At 61.3% G+C, this 14,566-nt stretch carries 14 protein-coding genes; 11 read left to right on the top strand and 3 right to left on the bottom strand.

What is annotated here, in order from left to right:
* Nucleotides 1-7: 7 nt before the first annotated feature.
* Nucleotides 8-949 carry a pca operon transcription factor PcaQ gene (gene pcaQ / locus AOZ53_RS20505; RefSeq protein ID WP_054435562.1) on the bottom strand — a complete coding sequence of 314 codons (942 nt, stop codon included), beginning with the start codon at nucleotides 947-949 and terminating at the stop codon, nucleotides 8-10.
* Nucleotides 950-1,044: 95 nt separating this feature from the next.
* Between pcaQ and pcaH the strand changes: the two genes are divergently transcribed.
* The 11 genes from pcaH (at nucleotide 1,045) to AOZ53_RS20560 (ending at nucleotide 11,625) form a co-directional block, all read left to right on the top strand.
* Nucleotides 1,045-1,755, top strand: coding sequence for a protocatechuate 3,4-dioxygenase subunit beta (pcaH, locus tag AOZ53_RS20510; protein WP_054435563.1), 711 nt, complete (start codon nucleotides 1,045-1,047; stop codon nucleotides 1,753-1,755).
* A 2-nt stretch (nucleotides 1,756-1,757) separates the two neighbouring features.
* Nucleotides 1,758-2,348 carry a protocatechuate 3,4-dioxygenase subunit alpha gene (gene pcaG / locus AOZ53_RS20515; protein WP_054435566.1) on the top strand — a complete coding sequence of 197 codons (591 nt, stop codon included), beginning with the start codon at nucleotides 1,758-1,760 and terminating at the stop codon, nucleotides 2,346-2,348.
* A 10-nt stretch (nucleotides 2,349-2,358) separates the two neighbouring features.
* The gene (locus AOZ53_RS20520; RefSeq protein ID WP_054435569.1) at nucleotides 2,359-3,765 is read left to right on the top strand and encodes a 3-carboxy-cis,cis-muconate cycloisomerase; all 1,407 of its coding nucleotides are present in this window, start codon (nucleotides 2,359-2,361) and stop codon (nucleotides 3,763-3,765) included.
* Nucleotides 3,752-4,126, top strand: a complete 375-nt coding sequence (gene pcaC, locus AOZ53_RS20525) for a 4-carboxymuconolactone decarboxylase (protein ID WP_054435571.1) — start codon at nucleotides 3,752-3,754, stop codon at nucleotides 4,124-4,126. The genes AOZ53_RS20520 and pcaC overlap by 14 nt, the downstream gene beginning before the upstream one ends.
* A 243-nt stretch (nucleotides 4,127-4,369) precedes the next feature.
* On the top strand, nucleotides 4,370-5,386 hold the full coding sequence (locus AOZ53_RS20530; RefSeq protein ID WP_081397568.1) for a Bug family tripartite tricarboxylate transporter substrate binding protein: 1,017 nt from the start codon (nucleotides 4,370-4,372) through the stop codon (nucleotides 5,384-5,386).
* A gap of 116 nt (nucleotides 5,387-5,502) precedes the next feature.
* Complete coding sequence (locus AOZ53_RS20535) at nucleotides 5,503-6,819, top strand: Rieske 2Fe-2S domain-containing protein (RefSeq protein ID WP_054435573.1); 1,317 nt, start codon at nucleotides 5,503-5,505, stop codon at nucleotides 6,817-6,819.
* 12 nt (nucleotides 6,820-6,831) lie between these two features.
* Nucleotides 6,832-7,821 carry an ABC transporter substrate-binding protein gene (locus tag AOZ53_RS20540; RefSeq protein ID WP_054435574.1) on the top strand — a complete coding sequence of 330 codons (990 nt, stop codon included), beginning with the start codon at nucleotides 6,832-6,834 and terminating at the stop codon, nucleotides 7,819-7,821.
* 42 nt (nucleotides 7,822-7,863) lie between these two features.
* Entirely contained in the window at nucleotides 7,864-8,835 is a 972-nt protein-coding gene (locus tag AOZ53_RS20545) for a PDR/VanB family oxidoreductase (protein WP_054435577.1), read from the top strand.
* A gap of 14 nt (nucleotides 8,836-8,849) precedes the next feature.
* A complete protein-coding gene (locus AOZ53_RS20550) occupies nucleotides 8,850-10,043 on the top strand; it encodes a Gfo/Idh/MocA family protein (RefSeq protein ID WP_054435579.1) in 1,194 nt (397 codons plus the stop codon).
* 74 nt (nucleotides 10,044-10,117) lie between these two features.
* Nucleotides 10,118-10,663, top strand: a complete 546-nt coding sequence (locus tag AOZ53_RS20555) for a MarR family winged helix-turn-helix transcriptional regulator (protein WP_054435582.1) — start codon at nucleotides 10,118-10,120, stop codon at nucleotides 10,661-10,663.
* A gap of 182 nt (nucleotides 10,664-10,845) precedes the next feature.
* On the top strand, nucleotides 10,846-11,625 hold the full coding sequence (locus AOZ53_RS20560) for a sulfite exporter TauE/SafE family protein (RefSeq protein WP_158072276.1): 780 nt from the start codon (nucleotides 10,846-10,848) through the stop codon (nucleotides 11,623-11,625).
* Nucleotides 11,626-11,720: 95 nt separating this feature from the next.
* Here AOZ53_RS20560 and AOZ53_RS20565 read toward each other — a convergent pair whose 3' ends face one another.
* Both AOZ53_RS20565 and AOZ53_RS20570 read right to left on the bottom strand, forming a co-directional pair.
* On the bottom strand, nucleotides 11,721-13,508 hold the full coding sequence (locus AOZ53_RS20565; protein WP_054435586.1) for a thiamine pyrophosphate-binding protein: 1,788 nt from the start codon (nucleotides 13,506-13,508) through the stop codon (nucleotides 11,721-11,723).
* A 72-nt stretch (nucleotides 13,509-13,580) separates the two neighbouring features.
* Nucleotides 13,581-14,558: a tripartite tricarboxylate transporter substrate binding protein gene (locus AOZ53_RS20570; RefSeq protein ID WP_054435599.1), complete on the bottom strand. Its 978-nt coding sequence runs from the start codon at nucleotides 14,556-14,558 to the stop codon at nucleotides 13,581-13,583.
* Nucleotides 14,559-14,566: the final 8 nt, after the last annotated feature.

Consider the following 14,566-nt stretch of genomic DNA (forward strand, 5'->3'; position numbering starts at 1 on the left):
GCCGCGTTCAGGCACTGCGCTGGCGGTTTTGGTTCAGGCCCGCGGCCTTGAACGCCTCGAATAGAGCCGCTCCATGGGGGGGGAGCGCCACGTCGGTGCGCCGCAACAGGCCTATCGGCTCATCGGTTCCGCCAACCGGCATGGGAACCCGCATCAGTTCACCGCTGGCGACATAGCTGTCGACCAGGCTGGCCGGAACGAACCAGATTGCTTCATTCTGCAGCGTGAGTTGAAGATTCAGCGAGACCGACAGGCTGCAGATCATTGCCGCGCGTTCGGGCACGCCGAATGCGGCCAAGACGCTATCCGCCGACTGGCGGATGAGTGTGCCCGCAGACGGCAAAAGGAGGTCATAGGAAGCAAGCGTGCTCGCTGTGATGGGGCCCCGGAGGATGGGATGTCCCGCGCGGACGACGATCGTGAGCGGCTCGCGAAAGAGGTGCTCGAAGCTCATTCCCGTCATGGATGATGGCTCGCCCAGTCGGCCAACGACGAAATCGACCTCGGCCGCCTTGAGGCTGCGCAGCAGTTCCAGGTTGGGGCCCGTGTGGACGTCGACGCTTACGGTCGCGAATGCCCGCCGGAATTCCGCCAATGCCGGTGGGAACAACACCTGGGCGAGGGTGGGAAGGATTCCGACCCGCACAATGGACGGGGGCGCTTGATTTCCGCCCCGGAGTTTTTGCACGCCTTCCTGTAGCGCCGACAGGGCTGCGTTTGCGTAGGGCGCGAACATCCGGCCGTGGTCGGTGAGTTCCGCCCCTTTTCGTCCGCGCTCGAACAGGCGAGCGCCAGTCGCTGACTCCAACTCCGCCAGGGTCTTGGAAACCGCCGGCTGAGTGATGGCAAGCGCTTCACTCGCTTTTTGCAGACTGCGAAGTTGGGCGACCGCGATGAAGCATTGAAGATGCCGTAGTTTGATGCGATTCCCGTGTATGTTGAAATCCATAACTTTTTTTGGATATTGTAGGTAGAAAAGATCACTATATATAACTTTCGGTCGTGGTTAAAGTTGTGCTATTCCACCTACGATCGGGGTCTACCTTGAGCCACGAAGACGCTATCCTTCTTACGCCTCGCGATTGGCAGGCGAATCCGCCCTACAGGCATCCGCCGTACAAGTCCTCTGTGTTGCGCAGTCCGTCGCTGCCCTTGGTGCCTCTGAAGGGCGCGCTGGGCAATCGGTTGGCGCCCGTGTATGGCAGTGAGCAACTGGGAAATTTGGATCACGACCTGACCCTAAACGCGATCAAGAACGGAGCCCCCCTCGGCGAGCGCATCATCGTGACGGGCCGGGTGTTGGATGAGTCAGGTAGACCTGTGCGTCACACGCTGGTGGAAATCTGGCAGGCCAATGCGGCGGGCCGGTATGTTCACAAGGGTGATCAGCATGACGCGCCGCTCGACCCCAATTTTCTTGGGGCGGGGCGCTGTATTACGGATGATCAGGGGCGCTATCGCTTCGTCACGATCAAGCCGGGCGCATACCCGTGGGGCAACCATAGCAATGCGTGGCGTCCGAATCACATTCATTTTTCGCTCTTTGGCCAGTACTTCGGGTCGCGGTTGGTGACCCAGATGTACTTTCCGGGCGACCCGTTGCTCGCGTTGGATCCCATCTTCCAGGGCGTGCCCGAATATGCCCGCGACCGCCTCGTGGCGCAGTTCTCTCTTGCCGCAACCCAGGAAGGGGTGGCTCTCGGCTACGAATTCGACATCGTGCTGCGCGGCGCGCGCCAGACCCCCACGGAGTAATCATGAGCCAACTGAAGCAGACTCCCTCCCAAACGGTAGGCCCGTTCTTCGCATATGGCCTCTGTCCGGAGCAATACAACTTTGATTTGAAAAGCCTGTTCACCGCCAATGCGGCGGAACCCGGCGTGGCGGGCGAGCACATCATCATCACGGGCACGGTCTACGACGGCAGCGGAGCCGCCGTGGACGACGCCATCGTCGAGTCCCTGCAGGCCGACGCCTCGGGGCAATACGTTGCCAGCCACGATGACGCGATAGCTCGCGGATTCAAAGGCTTCTGCCGTGTCGGAACAGGCACCGAGGAGAGCAACAGGTTCGTGATTCGTACGATCAAGCCAGGACCGGTTGCCACCGGTTCGGCTCCCTACATTGATGTGATCCTTCACATGCGCGGCATGTTGATGCACGCCTTCACCCGGCTCTACTTCGAGGATGAGCCGGCGGCCAATGAGAGCGACCCTGTTCTGAACAGTGTTCCCGCAGCCCGCCGCCGAACGCTCATCGCCAAGCAGGTTGCCGGCTCGGGGGTGAAGCAGTATCGCTTCGACATCCACCTCCAAGGTCCGGACGAAACGGTATTCTTTGACTGCTGAGGGCGCGGCGATGGGCACGCTGACAGATCTGCTGCGCGGTCATCCCGCCATGAACCATGTCTGGTCTGAAACCGGGACCCTTCAGGCCATGCTCGATGTCGAAGCGGCGCTGGCCCGTAGCTGCGCAGAGCATGGCGTCATTCCTCAAGACGCGGTGGCGCCCATCGTTGCCGCATGCCGTGCCGATCTGTTCGATATCGATGCCCTCAAGAACGAGGCGTCGGCCGGCGGAAACCTGGCCATTCCACTTGTTCGGCAGCTCACGGCAAAAGTGAAGCGCGCGGACATCCGGGCGGCGGGATTTGTGCACTGGGGCGCGACGAGCCAGGACATCATCGACACCGGCCTGGTGCTGCAACTGCGTTCCTCTTTGGTGATTCTTGAGCGGCAGATCAACCCCCTTGCGTCCAGCCTGGCCGCGCGGGCCAGCGAGCACCGTACCACGCCGACGGTCGGCAGGACTTGGTTGCAGCAGGCCCTGCCGATGACGTTCGGACTGAAACTCGCGCAGTATCTCGATGCCGTGGGCCGTCTGCAGGATGACCTCGCGCGGCATCAAGAGAACGTGGCGGTGCTGCAGTTCGGGGGAGCCGCTGGCACTTTGGCCAGCCTGGGTGATCAGGCATCGGCTGTCTCCCGGTCCCTCGCGCGTCATCTTGGACTGAACCTGCCCGACATCCCTTGGCATACGCAACGGGACAGACTCGTATCCGTGGCGGCATGGATGGGCATGTTGACGGGAGCATGCGCGAAGATGGCGCGCGACATGAGCTTGCTGGCCCAGACCGAAATCGGTGAAGTCGCGGAAGCGAGTGCAAAGGGCAAGGGAGGCTCCTCGACCATGCCGCACAAACGCAATCCGGTCGGTTGCGCCGCTGTGCTCAGCGCAGGGGTGAAGGCGCCTCACTTGGTGGCGGCTCTCTTCAGCGGCATGGTCCAGGAGCATGAAAGGGCGCTTGGCGGTTGGCAAGCAGAGTGGGACGTCTTGCCGGAGCTTGCGGTGATCACGGGCGGCGCCGTGGCAACGACTGCCGACATTATGTCGGGGTTGGAGGTGCACGCAGACCGGATGCTGCAAAACCTGAACGTTACGCGGGGTCTGATCCAGGCGGAAGCCGTCATGCTGGCGCTGGGCACGCACATTGGACGCCTTCCTGCGCACGAGTTGGTCGAGAGGGCGTCGCGCCTGGCGGTCTCGTCAAATCGTCCCTTGCTGGAGGTTCTCTCGCGAGACGCCGCGGTAACGGACTATCTGTCCCCTGCGAAGCTCGCCGAGCTGTTGAGCCCGCTCAACTACTGCGGCCAGTCGACAGGCTATGTGGATGCCGTCCTCGCCAAATACCACGGGCGGTCGAGCGGTCTGGGGGCGTGCGGAGAAGTACTAAATGAGAGGGAGGAAGATCATGGACGAGCATGACCGCTATGAGGCGGGGTTGGAAGTCCGGCGTGAGGTGCTCGGCGACGCGCACGTGCAGCGCTCCTTGAGCAACCGCACCGCGCTGAATACGGACTTCCAGGATCTCATCACGCGCTATGCGTGGGGAGAGATCTGGACGCGCGATGGCCTGCCCAGGCATACACGCAGTCTCATCACCATAGGCCTGATGGTTGCCCTGAACCGCCAGGAGGAACTGGCGCTGCACCTCAATGCAGCAAAGAACAATGGCGTATCCCCCGAAGAGATAAAAGAAGTGCTGTTGCAGACGGCCATCTACTGCGGAGTGCCTGCGGCAAATTCGGCGTTTCATCTCTTCGACCGCCTGTTTGCCTCCGGGTAGTGCCGGCTTGCGAGGAGCGCCTCGGCATCCCTGCGACGGATCGCGGGGATGTTGGCGCTTGTCCGCCAGAAAGCGGCGCGGCAGCGTGCTTTCAGGGAATACGCGAACGGAAAAAAAGGCAGCAACTGATTGAAAAATACTTAGGTCTCTAATATTATTTTGGAACGCGCCCGGTGGGTGTCAGACGGCAAGAAACGTCGACATTCGCCCTCACGAGAAGGCGCGGATCCAATGGAGACAATTATGTTCAATAGATACGCAAAGCGCATTCCGTCCTGTCATGTCGTGCGCCGAGGGTTTGCGCTCGCCGCCATGCTGTCCGCGCTGACGTTGTCGGCGAATGCCCTGGCCGAAGATGCGGCGAAGTTTCCCTCTCATCCGATCCGCTTCATCGTTCCGTACGCCGCGGGCGGACTTCCAGACACGGTTGCGCGCGTTGTCGCTCAGCGCATCAGCCAGAACCTCGGACAGTCTGTCGTGGTGGAAAACAAACCGGGCGCGAATGGCGTGATCGCCGCGCAGACGCTCACCAGCAGCCCGCGCGATGGCTATACGTATCTCGTGACCGACGGATCGATGATGTCCATCAATCCGGCGCTGTATAAAGACCTTTCCTATGACCCTAAGCGGGATTTCGTTCCTGTCTCGCTGATCGCCACTTCTCCGTTGTTTCTCGCGTCCAACAGCCAGAGCAACATCAATACGCTCCAGGAGTTCGTCGAGCGCGCGAAGCGTGATGGCGCGAAGATGAACTATGGCTCTTCCGGCGTGGGAAGCTCGCACCACCTCACGATGGAAGCGTTGAACGTCGCGCTCCACTCCAAGATCACCCATGTGCCGTTCCGCGGCTCGGGGCAGTCCGTTCCCGCAATGATCGGGGGGCAGGTCGATGTCGTGTTCGCGGCGCTGCCGTCCCTCTCCGGTTTCGCGGAAAAGGGACAGGCCAAGATCCTGGCGACCAATAGCGGCCAGCGTTCCGCGCTTGCTCCGAACATTCCCGCCATCGCTGAGATCGTTCCCGGTTTCGACTTTGCCGTCACCGTGGGCGCTTTGGGCGCGTCCGGAATTCCCCCCTATGCCGTCAAGCGCATGAGCGAGGAAATCGCGAAAGCAGTCAAGGACCCCGCCGTGGTGAAGCAATTCAGCACCCTGGGCATCGAATCCGTGGGCGGTACGCCGGAAGCGTATCGCGGCGCGATCGAGGCAGAAGGCAAGCGCTACGAAAGCGCGATCAAGGATGCCGGGATCAAGGCCAATTGAACCGTCACCGTATCCAGCCGGAAATCCAGCATTGAATAAATACTTAGATCTCTAATATAATTGTTTTGCCAGACGCCGCCTGCGCGTGCTGAGAGATCCGAGGATGAGGAGGGTGTATGTTGACGAATGAAGAGAACGAACTGCTCTGCCGCGTTGAAGGGGACGCGCCGATGGGGCAGTTGATGCGCAATTTCTGGATACCGATTTGCCTGAGCGAAGAGGTGAGCGAACCCGACGGAGATCCCGTCCATGCGCGGATCCTGGGCGAAGACTTGGTCGTGTTTCGCGATACCGAGGGGCGGGTTGGCGTGATGGACGAGTACTGTCCGCATCGGCGGGTGTCGCTCGTCTACGGCAGAAACGAAGACTGTGGGCTGCGTTGCCTCTATCACGGCTGGAAAATGGATGTCGAGGGAACCGTCATAGAGATGGTCTCGGAGCCGGCAGCCAGCACCATGGCCGAGAAGGTGAAGCACAAGGCGTACAAAGTCCAGGAATGGGCGGGGCTGATCTGGGCGTTCATGGGAGACCAAGCCCGCATCCCAGCGTTCGTGCCTCCGCCCTGGGCGCCGGAGAAGTCCGCGAAAGTCAGCATCGCGAAGGTCCTGATTCCGTGCAACTGGGCGCAGATTCTGGAAGGCGCCATTGACTCGGCCCATAGTTCCAGTCTGCATTCTTCGGACTTCGTGCCGGCACGCGTGGGGGGGGCGGAGGCAACCGAAAAGAATTGGTTGCGGCCGTCGACGGACAAGGCCCCGCGCATGCAGGTCCATCGTACGGAATATGGCTTCCGCTACGCGGCCATCCGACGCCCCATTACGAATGCCGCGCAGACCGACTATGTCCGGTCCACGGTTTTCGTCGCACCCGGAACCGTGTTGATTCCGCCAAACAATCTGTACAACGTGGCGAACGTCAACGTGCCGATGGATGACACCAATTCGGTCTTCTACTTCATTGCGTGGGGTGACCGCGCCACGACGCCGGATACCGAAACCTGGCGCAAATTCCTGGGTACCAGCATCGGCTCGGATCTCGACGATCAGTACCGCCCGCTGCGTAACGTGGACAACCGATTCTGGCAGGATCGCCAAGCGATGAAGGCAGGTAACTTCACGGGCATCAAGGGCTTTCCGAACCAGGACATCGCAATGTGGGTAACGATGGGCCCGATCGCCGACCGTTCCAACGATCGCCTCGGGGCCAGTGACCTGGCCATCGTCGAGTTCCGGCGCCAGATGCTCGAAGCGGTCCAGGAATTCTCCCGGGGGCAGCCCGCTATCGGCACGGGCGACAAGCAGATCCTACCCAGCGTATGTTCGTTCCAGGCCATTGTCCCCAAGACTGTCGACTGGCGGGATTTCGAAGCGAAGCCTGTGTATGGCGCCGGTTCTGGACCGCAGCTCGAAAGCAACTACGAAACCACCGCCTAGGGGCAACAGTGCATGTCTAAACTTCAATTGTCTATTGCAATGGGCGACTACGATCGCAATCGCGCCTTGTATGACGGGGCCGTGCAGATCGATGGCGTCAATCCGGTGTATGCGCTGTTGAGCCCGGAAGAAATGTTCTTCCGCGCTTTCCGCTTTCAGGATTTCGATGTCAGTGAGCTGTCGTTTTCCAGCTACCTGGTCAAGCATGCGGCCGGGCAATGCCCGTACATCGCCATCCCGGTGTTCCTGTCCCGCGCATTCAGGCACACCTCTATCTATGTCCGCAAGGACAGGATTCGCCGTCCTGAGGATCTCAAGGGAAAGCGCATCGGGATTCCGGAGTATCAGTTGACCGCGAATGTGTGGGCCCGCGCCATCCTGGAAGAGGACTATGGGGTGAAGCCGTCGGACGTGATCTGGGTACGAGGCGGCATCGATCAGCCCGGCCGGCCGGAAAAGATCAAATTGAAGCTGCCCGACAGCGTGAAGATGATAGATGCGCCTGCCGACACGACCATCTCAGACATGCTGGATCGCGGAGACATCGATGGTTTCATGGCACCGCGCGCCCCGTCGGGGAATGCCCGTGTCAATCCCAATATCGGTTGGTTGTTCGACGACCCGACCGAGACCGCAAAGGGCTACTACCGGCGGACCGGAGTCTTTCCGATCATGCACGTCGTCGGCGTGAGAAAAACGCTGGTGGAACAGCACCCCTGGCTACCCGGCACGCTCTTGAAGGCCTTCGACCAGTCCAAGCTTGCTGCGCTGGAAAAGCTGTCCGACACCTCGGCCACTAAGGTGACCTTGCCGTTCGTGGAGGAGCAACTGAAGGCCGCAAGAGATACGCTGGGCGCGGATTACTGGGCCTATGGCGTTGAAAAGAGCTTGCCCACGCTGGAAGCCTTTACTCGGCATCATCATGCGCAGGGGCTCTCGGACCGTCAAGTTCGGGTCGAGGAACTGTTTCATCCCAGCACGTACGAATCCTACAAGATATGAAGGAGGGCGGGAGGCAATGCTTCCCCGCTCGAGGAGGCAGTCATGACAGATCCCACGACGGACAACGCGGCATTGATGTCGCTGAAAATTCTTGCTACGCACCAGGCCGCACAAGGCATACGTTCATTCGAACTGGGACGCGAAGATGGAACCGACCTTCCCGAGTTTTCGGCGGGTTCGCACATAAAGATCCAGGTCCCCAACGGAGAGTGGCGGAAATATTCGCTGTGCAATGATCCCTCCGAACGTCAGCGCTATGTCATTACTGTGAAGCGAGAGGCGCAGGGCAGAGGAGGGTCGGTCAGCATGGTCGACGAGGCCAAAGAGGGCGACACGGTTTTGGTCGCGCCGCCCGATAACGCCTTTCCCTTGGTCGACAATCCTGGATCGCTGACGTTCATTGCCGGGGGCATTGGCATCACGCCCATCTTGTCAATGATCCGATCGTTCGGCGAGCTTCCTCCCGCGCCTTGGAAGCTGTACTACTTGAGCCAGGCCGCCGAGACAACGGCGTTCCTCGAAGAGTTGGGATCGGACCTGTACCGGTCGAATGTCAAGATACACCACGACCTCGGCAATCCGGACGCCTGCTTCGACCTGTGGCCCATTCTTGAAAAGCCGAACCGAGGGCACGTCTATTGCTGCGGCCCGAGGGGGCTGATGGAAGCCGTCCGCGATATGTCGGGTCATTGGTCGCCCAAGCGCATCCACTTTGAGAGTTTCCTGGAGGGCGGAGGAAAGCGGCCGGAAGACAAGCCGTTCTTGGTGGAGCTCGCCAAATCGAACCAGACCCTTGAAGTGCCCGTGGGAAAGTCGATACTGTCGGTATTGCAGGCTGCGGACGTGCGCGTCGGCTATTCGTGCGAAAGCGGGACGTGCGGGTCCTGTCGGACGCGGATGCTCGAAGGAACGGCAGACCATCGCGACATGGTGTTGCTTCCGGAAGAGCAAGCGTCCCAGATCATGGTCTGCGTTTCCCGAGCCACGTGCGAAAAGCTGGTCCTCGACCTGTAGCCGAGCCCCCAATCATGAAAAACGGAAAATTGCGTATCGGCGTGGTCGGCCTGGGGCGGGCGTTTTCGTTGATGCTTCCCACGTTTCTTGCGGACCCCCGAGTCGAACTCGTGGCCGGGTGCGACCCGCGCGCGGGAGCCAGGGATCAGTTCAGCCGAGACTTCTCCCGGCCAGCCTACGAGGCAGTGGAAGCGTTGGCCGCTGACCCTGAGGTGGAAGTCATCTACGTCGCCAGCCCGCATCAGTTTCATGCGCGGCATACGCAGATTGCCGCCGATCATGGAAAGCATGTCCTGGTGGAAAAGCCCATGGCGTTAAGCCTGGCCGAATGCGATGCCATGATCGACGCCTGCACGCAGGCCGGCGTCCATCTGCTCATCGGCCACTGCCACAGCTTTGACACGCCCTATCTGAGAACCCGCGAACTGGTGCAATCAGGGAGATTCGGCGCCGTCCGCATGATCCACGCCCTGAACTTCACGGACTATATCTGCCGGCCGCGCAGGCCGGAGGAACTACGGACGGAACAGGGGGGCGGGGCAGTGTTCAGCCAGGCTGCGCACCAGGTCGACATCGTACGGCTGTTGGCGTGCCAGGAGCCGGAGCGCGTGCGCAGCGCGCTGGGTAACTGGGACGAAAGCCGCCCAACGGAAGGGGCCTATAGCGCGTTGATGTGGTTTCACGGCGGCGCATACGCGGCATTGAATTACAACGGGTATGGCCATTTCGACTCCGATGAATGGATGGGATGGACGGGCGAGATGGGGCTGCCCAAGTCGTCGGAAGACTATGGCGCGGCCCGGCGGCGGTTAAAGTCAATCGCTGGCCCCGCGGAGGAGTCCGCGCTCAAAAATGCGGGCACCTATGGCGGGAGCGCCTATACGCCGCCCGACCGGCAGGCGCCCGGCGCGGCGCGCCATCAACACTTCGGACCCTTCGTCGTGTCGTGTGAAAAAGCGGATTTCCGGCCGCTTCCGGATGGGATCTACGTCTACGAAGACGACAAGAAATACCTCATCGACATCGAGCCTCCCCCGGTTCCCAGAGCCGAGGTCATCGATGAACTCTATGCCGCTGTCCATGCCGGGCAGCCATGCCTGCATGGAGGGCAATGGGCCCGGCGCACACTGGAGATCTGCCTTGCGATGATCGAGTCTTCCCGGGCGTCGCGGGATGTCATCTTATCCGGGGTTATGCGCCACGTTTGATCTATGACAACCGGCTGAAGAATGTTTCGAGTATCATTTTTAGACATCTAAGTACACGAAACTTCATATAGCCGATGACTTCAAAAGAAACCAGGACAGTCCTTGACCACTGGCGCGAGGCTGTTCCAGACGATAGGCTGGCGCACCTGATCAAGGATGCCACGCGCGCTTTTGTCCGGGGCCTGCAGGTGCGCCTGTCCGACTACAACGTGTCGTTCGGCCACTGGACTTTCCTGCGTATCCTCTGGGAGCAGGACGGCCTGACTCAGCGGGAATTGAGCGAGCAGGCTGCCGTCATGGAACCAACCACGTTTTCCGCGATGAAGGCGATGGAGTCGCTCGGTTATGTCGAGCGCAAGCATCTGCCCGGGAACAACAAGAACATCCATATCTTCCTGACGCGAAACGGCCGCGCGCTGAAAAAGAAGCTGGTACCGCTTGCGGAAGAAATCAACGCGATCGGCACACGCGGCCTGACCGAGGTCGAAATCAAGACCACGCGCAAAGTGCTGCTCGCAATCATCACCAACCTGGCGGAAGACGAAGCCGCCCTCGAGAACGCCGAGCGCAAGGTACCCTCGACCCGGGAGCTGTCTCGCCGGATATCGTCGGCCGAGTGAGCCGCCGCTAATCGATCCACGCGCCCGGGCAAGGTGTTGGGGCTGGATCGGTCTCGTCCAGCCCGCCTGCCGCGGCGTGCATCGCTGTTGCAATAAAGTTAGATCTCTAATATTCTCGTTCATGGCCAACCGAGCGCCGGGTGGCGTTCCTGGTGTTGGCGCAAACAATGGACGAGACAACAATGGACTTGCTGTCCCAGGTGCCGTGGACTTTCACAGGGATTCCAGCGCTTGCGCTTCTGGGATTCGCCGGACTTGCTTTTTTTGGGGCAGGAGTCGTCAAGGGAGCCCTGGGAGTAGGGCTGCCGCTCGTCGCGGTGCCGCTATTGTCGCTAGTGCTGCCGCCGCCCACCGCGATCAGCCTGCTGGTGGTTCCCGTGCTCATCTCCAATCTTTGGCAGGCGTGGCAGGCCGACAAGCCAGCAAGGTATGCCATGCGTTTCAAATGGCTGTCGCTGAGCCTGCTGGTGAGCACGGTGGTATCCGTCCGGTTGTCGCTCGCGCTTCCCACCGAGCTCTTGAGTGTGCTCGTGGCCGCGTCGGTCATCTGTGCGGTGGTACTGATGATGTACAAGCCGCAGGGTTCGATACCGTCTGAACAGGAGCTTCCGCTTGGAATCGGGGTGGGCGTGCTGGCGGGCATGATGGGCGGATTGTCGTCCATGACAGGCCCTTTCATCATCACGTACCTGCTCGCTCTCAAGCTTGGGCGAGACGAATTCGTGGGCAGCATCAGCATCATCTACCTGTTCGGGATGATTCCGCTTTACCTTGCGCTTGCCTACTACGGTCGCCTTGGTTTGGTCGAGACGTCGATGTCGTTGCTGGCGCTGGCGCCGATGGCGCTGGGAATGATGATAGGCCGGCGAATGCGCGCGTTCCTCAGCGAAGAGGCTTTTCGTCGCGTATTGCTGGGCTTCCTGGCTTCGGTGGCGGTGCTGCTGGTTTCCAAGGGGGCTTGAGCAATCCACCCTGCGATGTCGGCGCGCTGGCGGTCCCTATCTGTGACGCCGCCGTGCCGATGCAGGATGGCCGCGGCCTGCCAGGATATCAGCGGCTAATCGTCGTGCGACCGTGTCATGCCCGATGACATTGCCGGGCTGTATCCCGGCGTCACGTGGACATCGACGACGACGCTACCCCCGGCGCGCACGAGTTCCACGGCGTTTCGCAAGACGCCCACCAATTCCGCCGGCTCGGAGACAGGGCCAAAGCCGGTAAGGCCTTGTGCGCGGGCCAGCCCTGCCAGATCAGGCGCGGGATCATCGATGCGTTGCCCGATCCACCGGTTCTCGATAGGCCGGCTGCGATCCCGCGCGACGCGTTCCTGGTGCAATTCGTCGTTGAAGAAGGATCGATTGTTGGCGACGATTATCAGTAATGGAATTCTGGCGTTGGCGGCGGTCCAGAGCGCGGATACGCCCATGAGGTAGTCTCCGTCGCCGATGATCGCGACGGGAAGCCGGCCGGAGTCCTTGAGCCCCAGCGCCGCGCCTACCGCCATGCCTGGCCCTGACCCGATCCCGCCGCCGCCGTCGTAGCCGAGATAGTCGAGCGGGTGGTCGAAGTCGCAAAGGTCGCCGGACCATCCTAGCGGCAGGCGGATCAGGCTCATGTCCAGCCCTGCGGCGGCCGCCTCGACATCGGCGGCAAGCTGAGCGATGGAAATCGTGTCCGACTTTGCAATCTGGCTGCGCGGATATGGGCGCTCGCTGGGGGAGGGTCGTTTGTCCACTTGGGAAAAATCAGGATGTTCGACGACCGACGCCACGAAGGCGTCAGGGTCGCACAAGAGGGTGAGATCTGTCTGGGGCAGCGCCTGGTGATCCATGGACCAGCCGTTGTGGACGTACTGATCCAAAGACACGTGGACGACGCGAGCATGGCATGCGGCGTCGCCAAAGGCCTGGCCCAGTGTCCCGGCCAGGTCGAGCCAGTCCAGACTGACGATCAGGTCGGCTTGCCTAAGTGTCCCCGCGGCCTGGGGAGAGAGGAAGAACCCTGGGGCGGCGCCATGTGCGCCGTGCGAGGTGGGAAAGGCGGCGCCAAGTTTCAGATCGGTCAAGACCAAGGCTCCCCAGCTTTCCACGAGCCGCACGCGCTGCTCCCAGTCGGCGGTGTTTCGAGAGACTCGCCCCATGAGGACCACGGGTCGCCGCGCGGCCCGGACCCATTCCAGTACTTGGCGCACGTCCCGCGCCAGCGGCCGCCCGCCCGCGGGCTGGGGGTAGCGGGTCCGGTCCAGCCGAGGCGGCCGGTCATTGACCGGCGCTTCCTGTAGCGCGGCGTCGAAGCAGACGTAGGTGGGACCTTGCGGCGCCGTGTTCGACATCAGCACCGCCCTGGCGATCGCCTCCTGTGCGGCTTTGGGCGATGCCGGCTGCGCATCCCATTTGACGAAATGACGAACCAATGCGCCCTGGTCCTGCGCAGTGTGTATCCAGTCGATCCAGGGACGGCGTTTCGCCGCGTCTACGGGGCCGGTCGCTCCCAGTACCAGGACCGGGGTGCGGTCCGCCCAGGCATTGAAGATGGCCATCGATGCGTGCATCAGGCCAACGTTGCTGTGGACAATGGCGCCGCACAGATCTCCCGTCACTTTGGCATAGCCGTGCGCCATGGCGACGCCGTGCTCTTCATGCAACACCAGCAGCATTTGCGGCTGCTGGTTGCCCAGGTGGTTCACCAGACTATCGTGCAGCCCACGAAAGCTGGCGCCCGGGTTGACGAAGAGATAACGGATGCCGACGTCTCGAATCGCGTCGGCGATGACGTCGCTTCCCCAGCATCCACTTTCAGACGGAGAGGGCACGGGCACATCGCGACGAGGGTAGTCCTTGCTCATATCGAACTCACATTGATGATCTTGATCGGGTGCGCAGGCACGGGCGGTGCGCTGGCGGAAACGCGGGGAGGCTTAGCGGCTTTCCGCAGAGATTCCCGCATGCTTGATGACTTGGCCCCAGCGCTTGAGGTCTTGTGCCGCAAGTTCGCGAAATTCCTCGGGTGTGCTTGTCTTCGCTTCGATGCCTTGTTCGGTCAGAGACTTTTTCACGCTGGGCTTCGTCAGGACCGCGCGGGTGTCTTGATTGATCTTCTGCAGAACGCCAGCGGGCGTGCCGGCGGGGGCAACCAGCCCCACCCAGATGTCGCTCTCGTAGCTCGGATATCCGCTTTCGGCGATGGTGGGAACGCCTGGGAGCAAGGCTGAACGATCCTTGCTTCCGAGCGCCAGCGCCCGAAGCTTCCCGGCTTGAATGTGGGGCAGAACCGAGTTCAACGGCGCAAACAGTACGTGGACCTGGCCCGCCAGAAGATCGGCGGTGGCAGGGGCCGCGCCCTTGTAGGGGATGTGCGTCATGCTTATGCCGACGACGCTTTTGAATAGTTCGGCCGAGAGGTGCTGGGGAGACCCGGCTCCCGAGGAGGCGTAATTCAATGTGCCTGGGTGCGCCTTGGCGTACGAGACGAGTTCCCGCAACGATTTCGCCGGGACCGAGGGGTTGACGACCAACACGACGGGAACCGTCCCAAGCAAGGTGATCGGGGAAAAGTCCTTTGCCGGATCGAAATTCTGCCGGTACATGACAGGATTTACGGACATCACGTTGTTGGCGGCGATGAGCAGCGTGTATCCGTCCGCCTGAGACCTGGCGACGAGTTCGGCGCCGATGTTGCCAGCGGCCCCAGGCTTGTTTTCAGCGATGACGGGCTGTTCCCATTTTGCGCTGAGCTCCTGGGCGATGACGCGGGCCAGGACGTCGTTGCTTCCGCCCGGCGTGAACGGAATGACCAGTTTCACGGCCTTTTCAGGGTATTGCTGTGTGGCCGCAGCGGGAGTTGCGGCAAATGCGGCACAGAGCGCGCAGAGCGCGGACGCAATAGTGATTTTCATGTCTTCCT

This window comes from Achromobacter sp. 2789STDY5608621, assembly GCF_001299375.1.
GTDB classification, from domain to species: Bacteria; Pseudomonadota; Gammaproteobacteria; order Burkholderiales; family Burkholderiaceae_B; genus Achromobacter; species Achromobacter insuavis.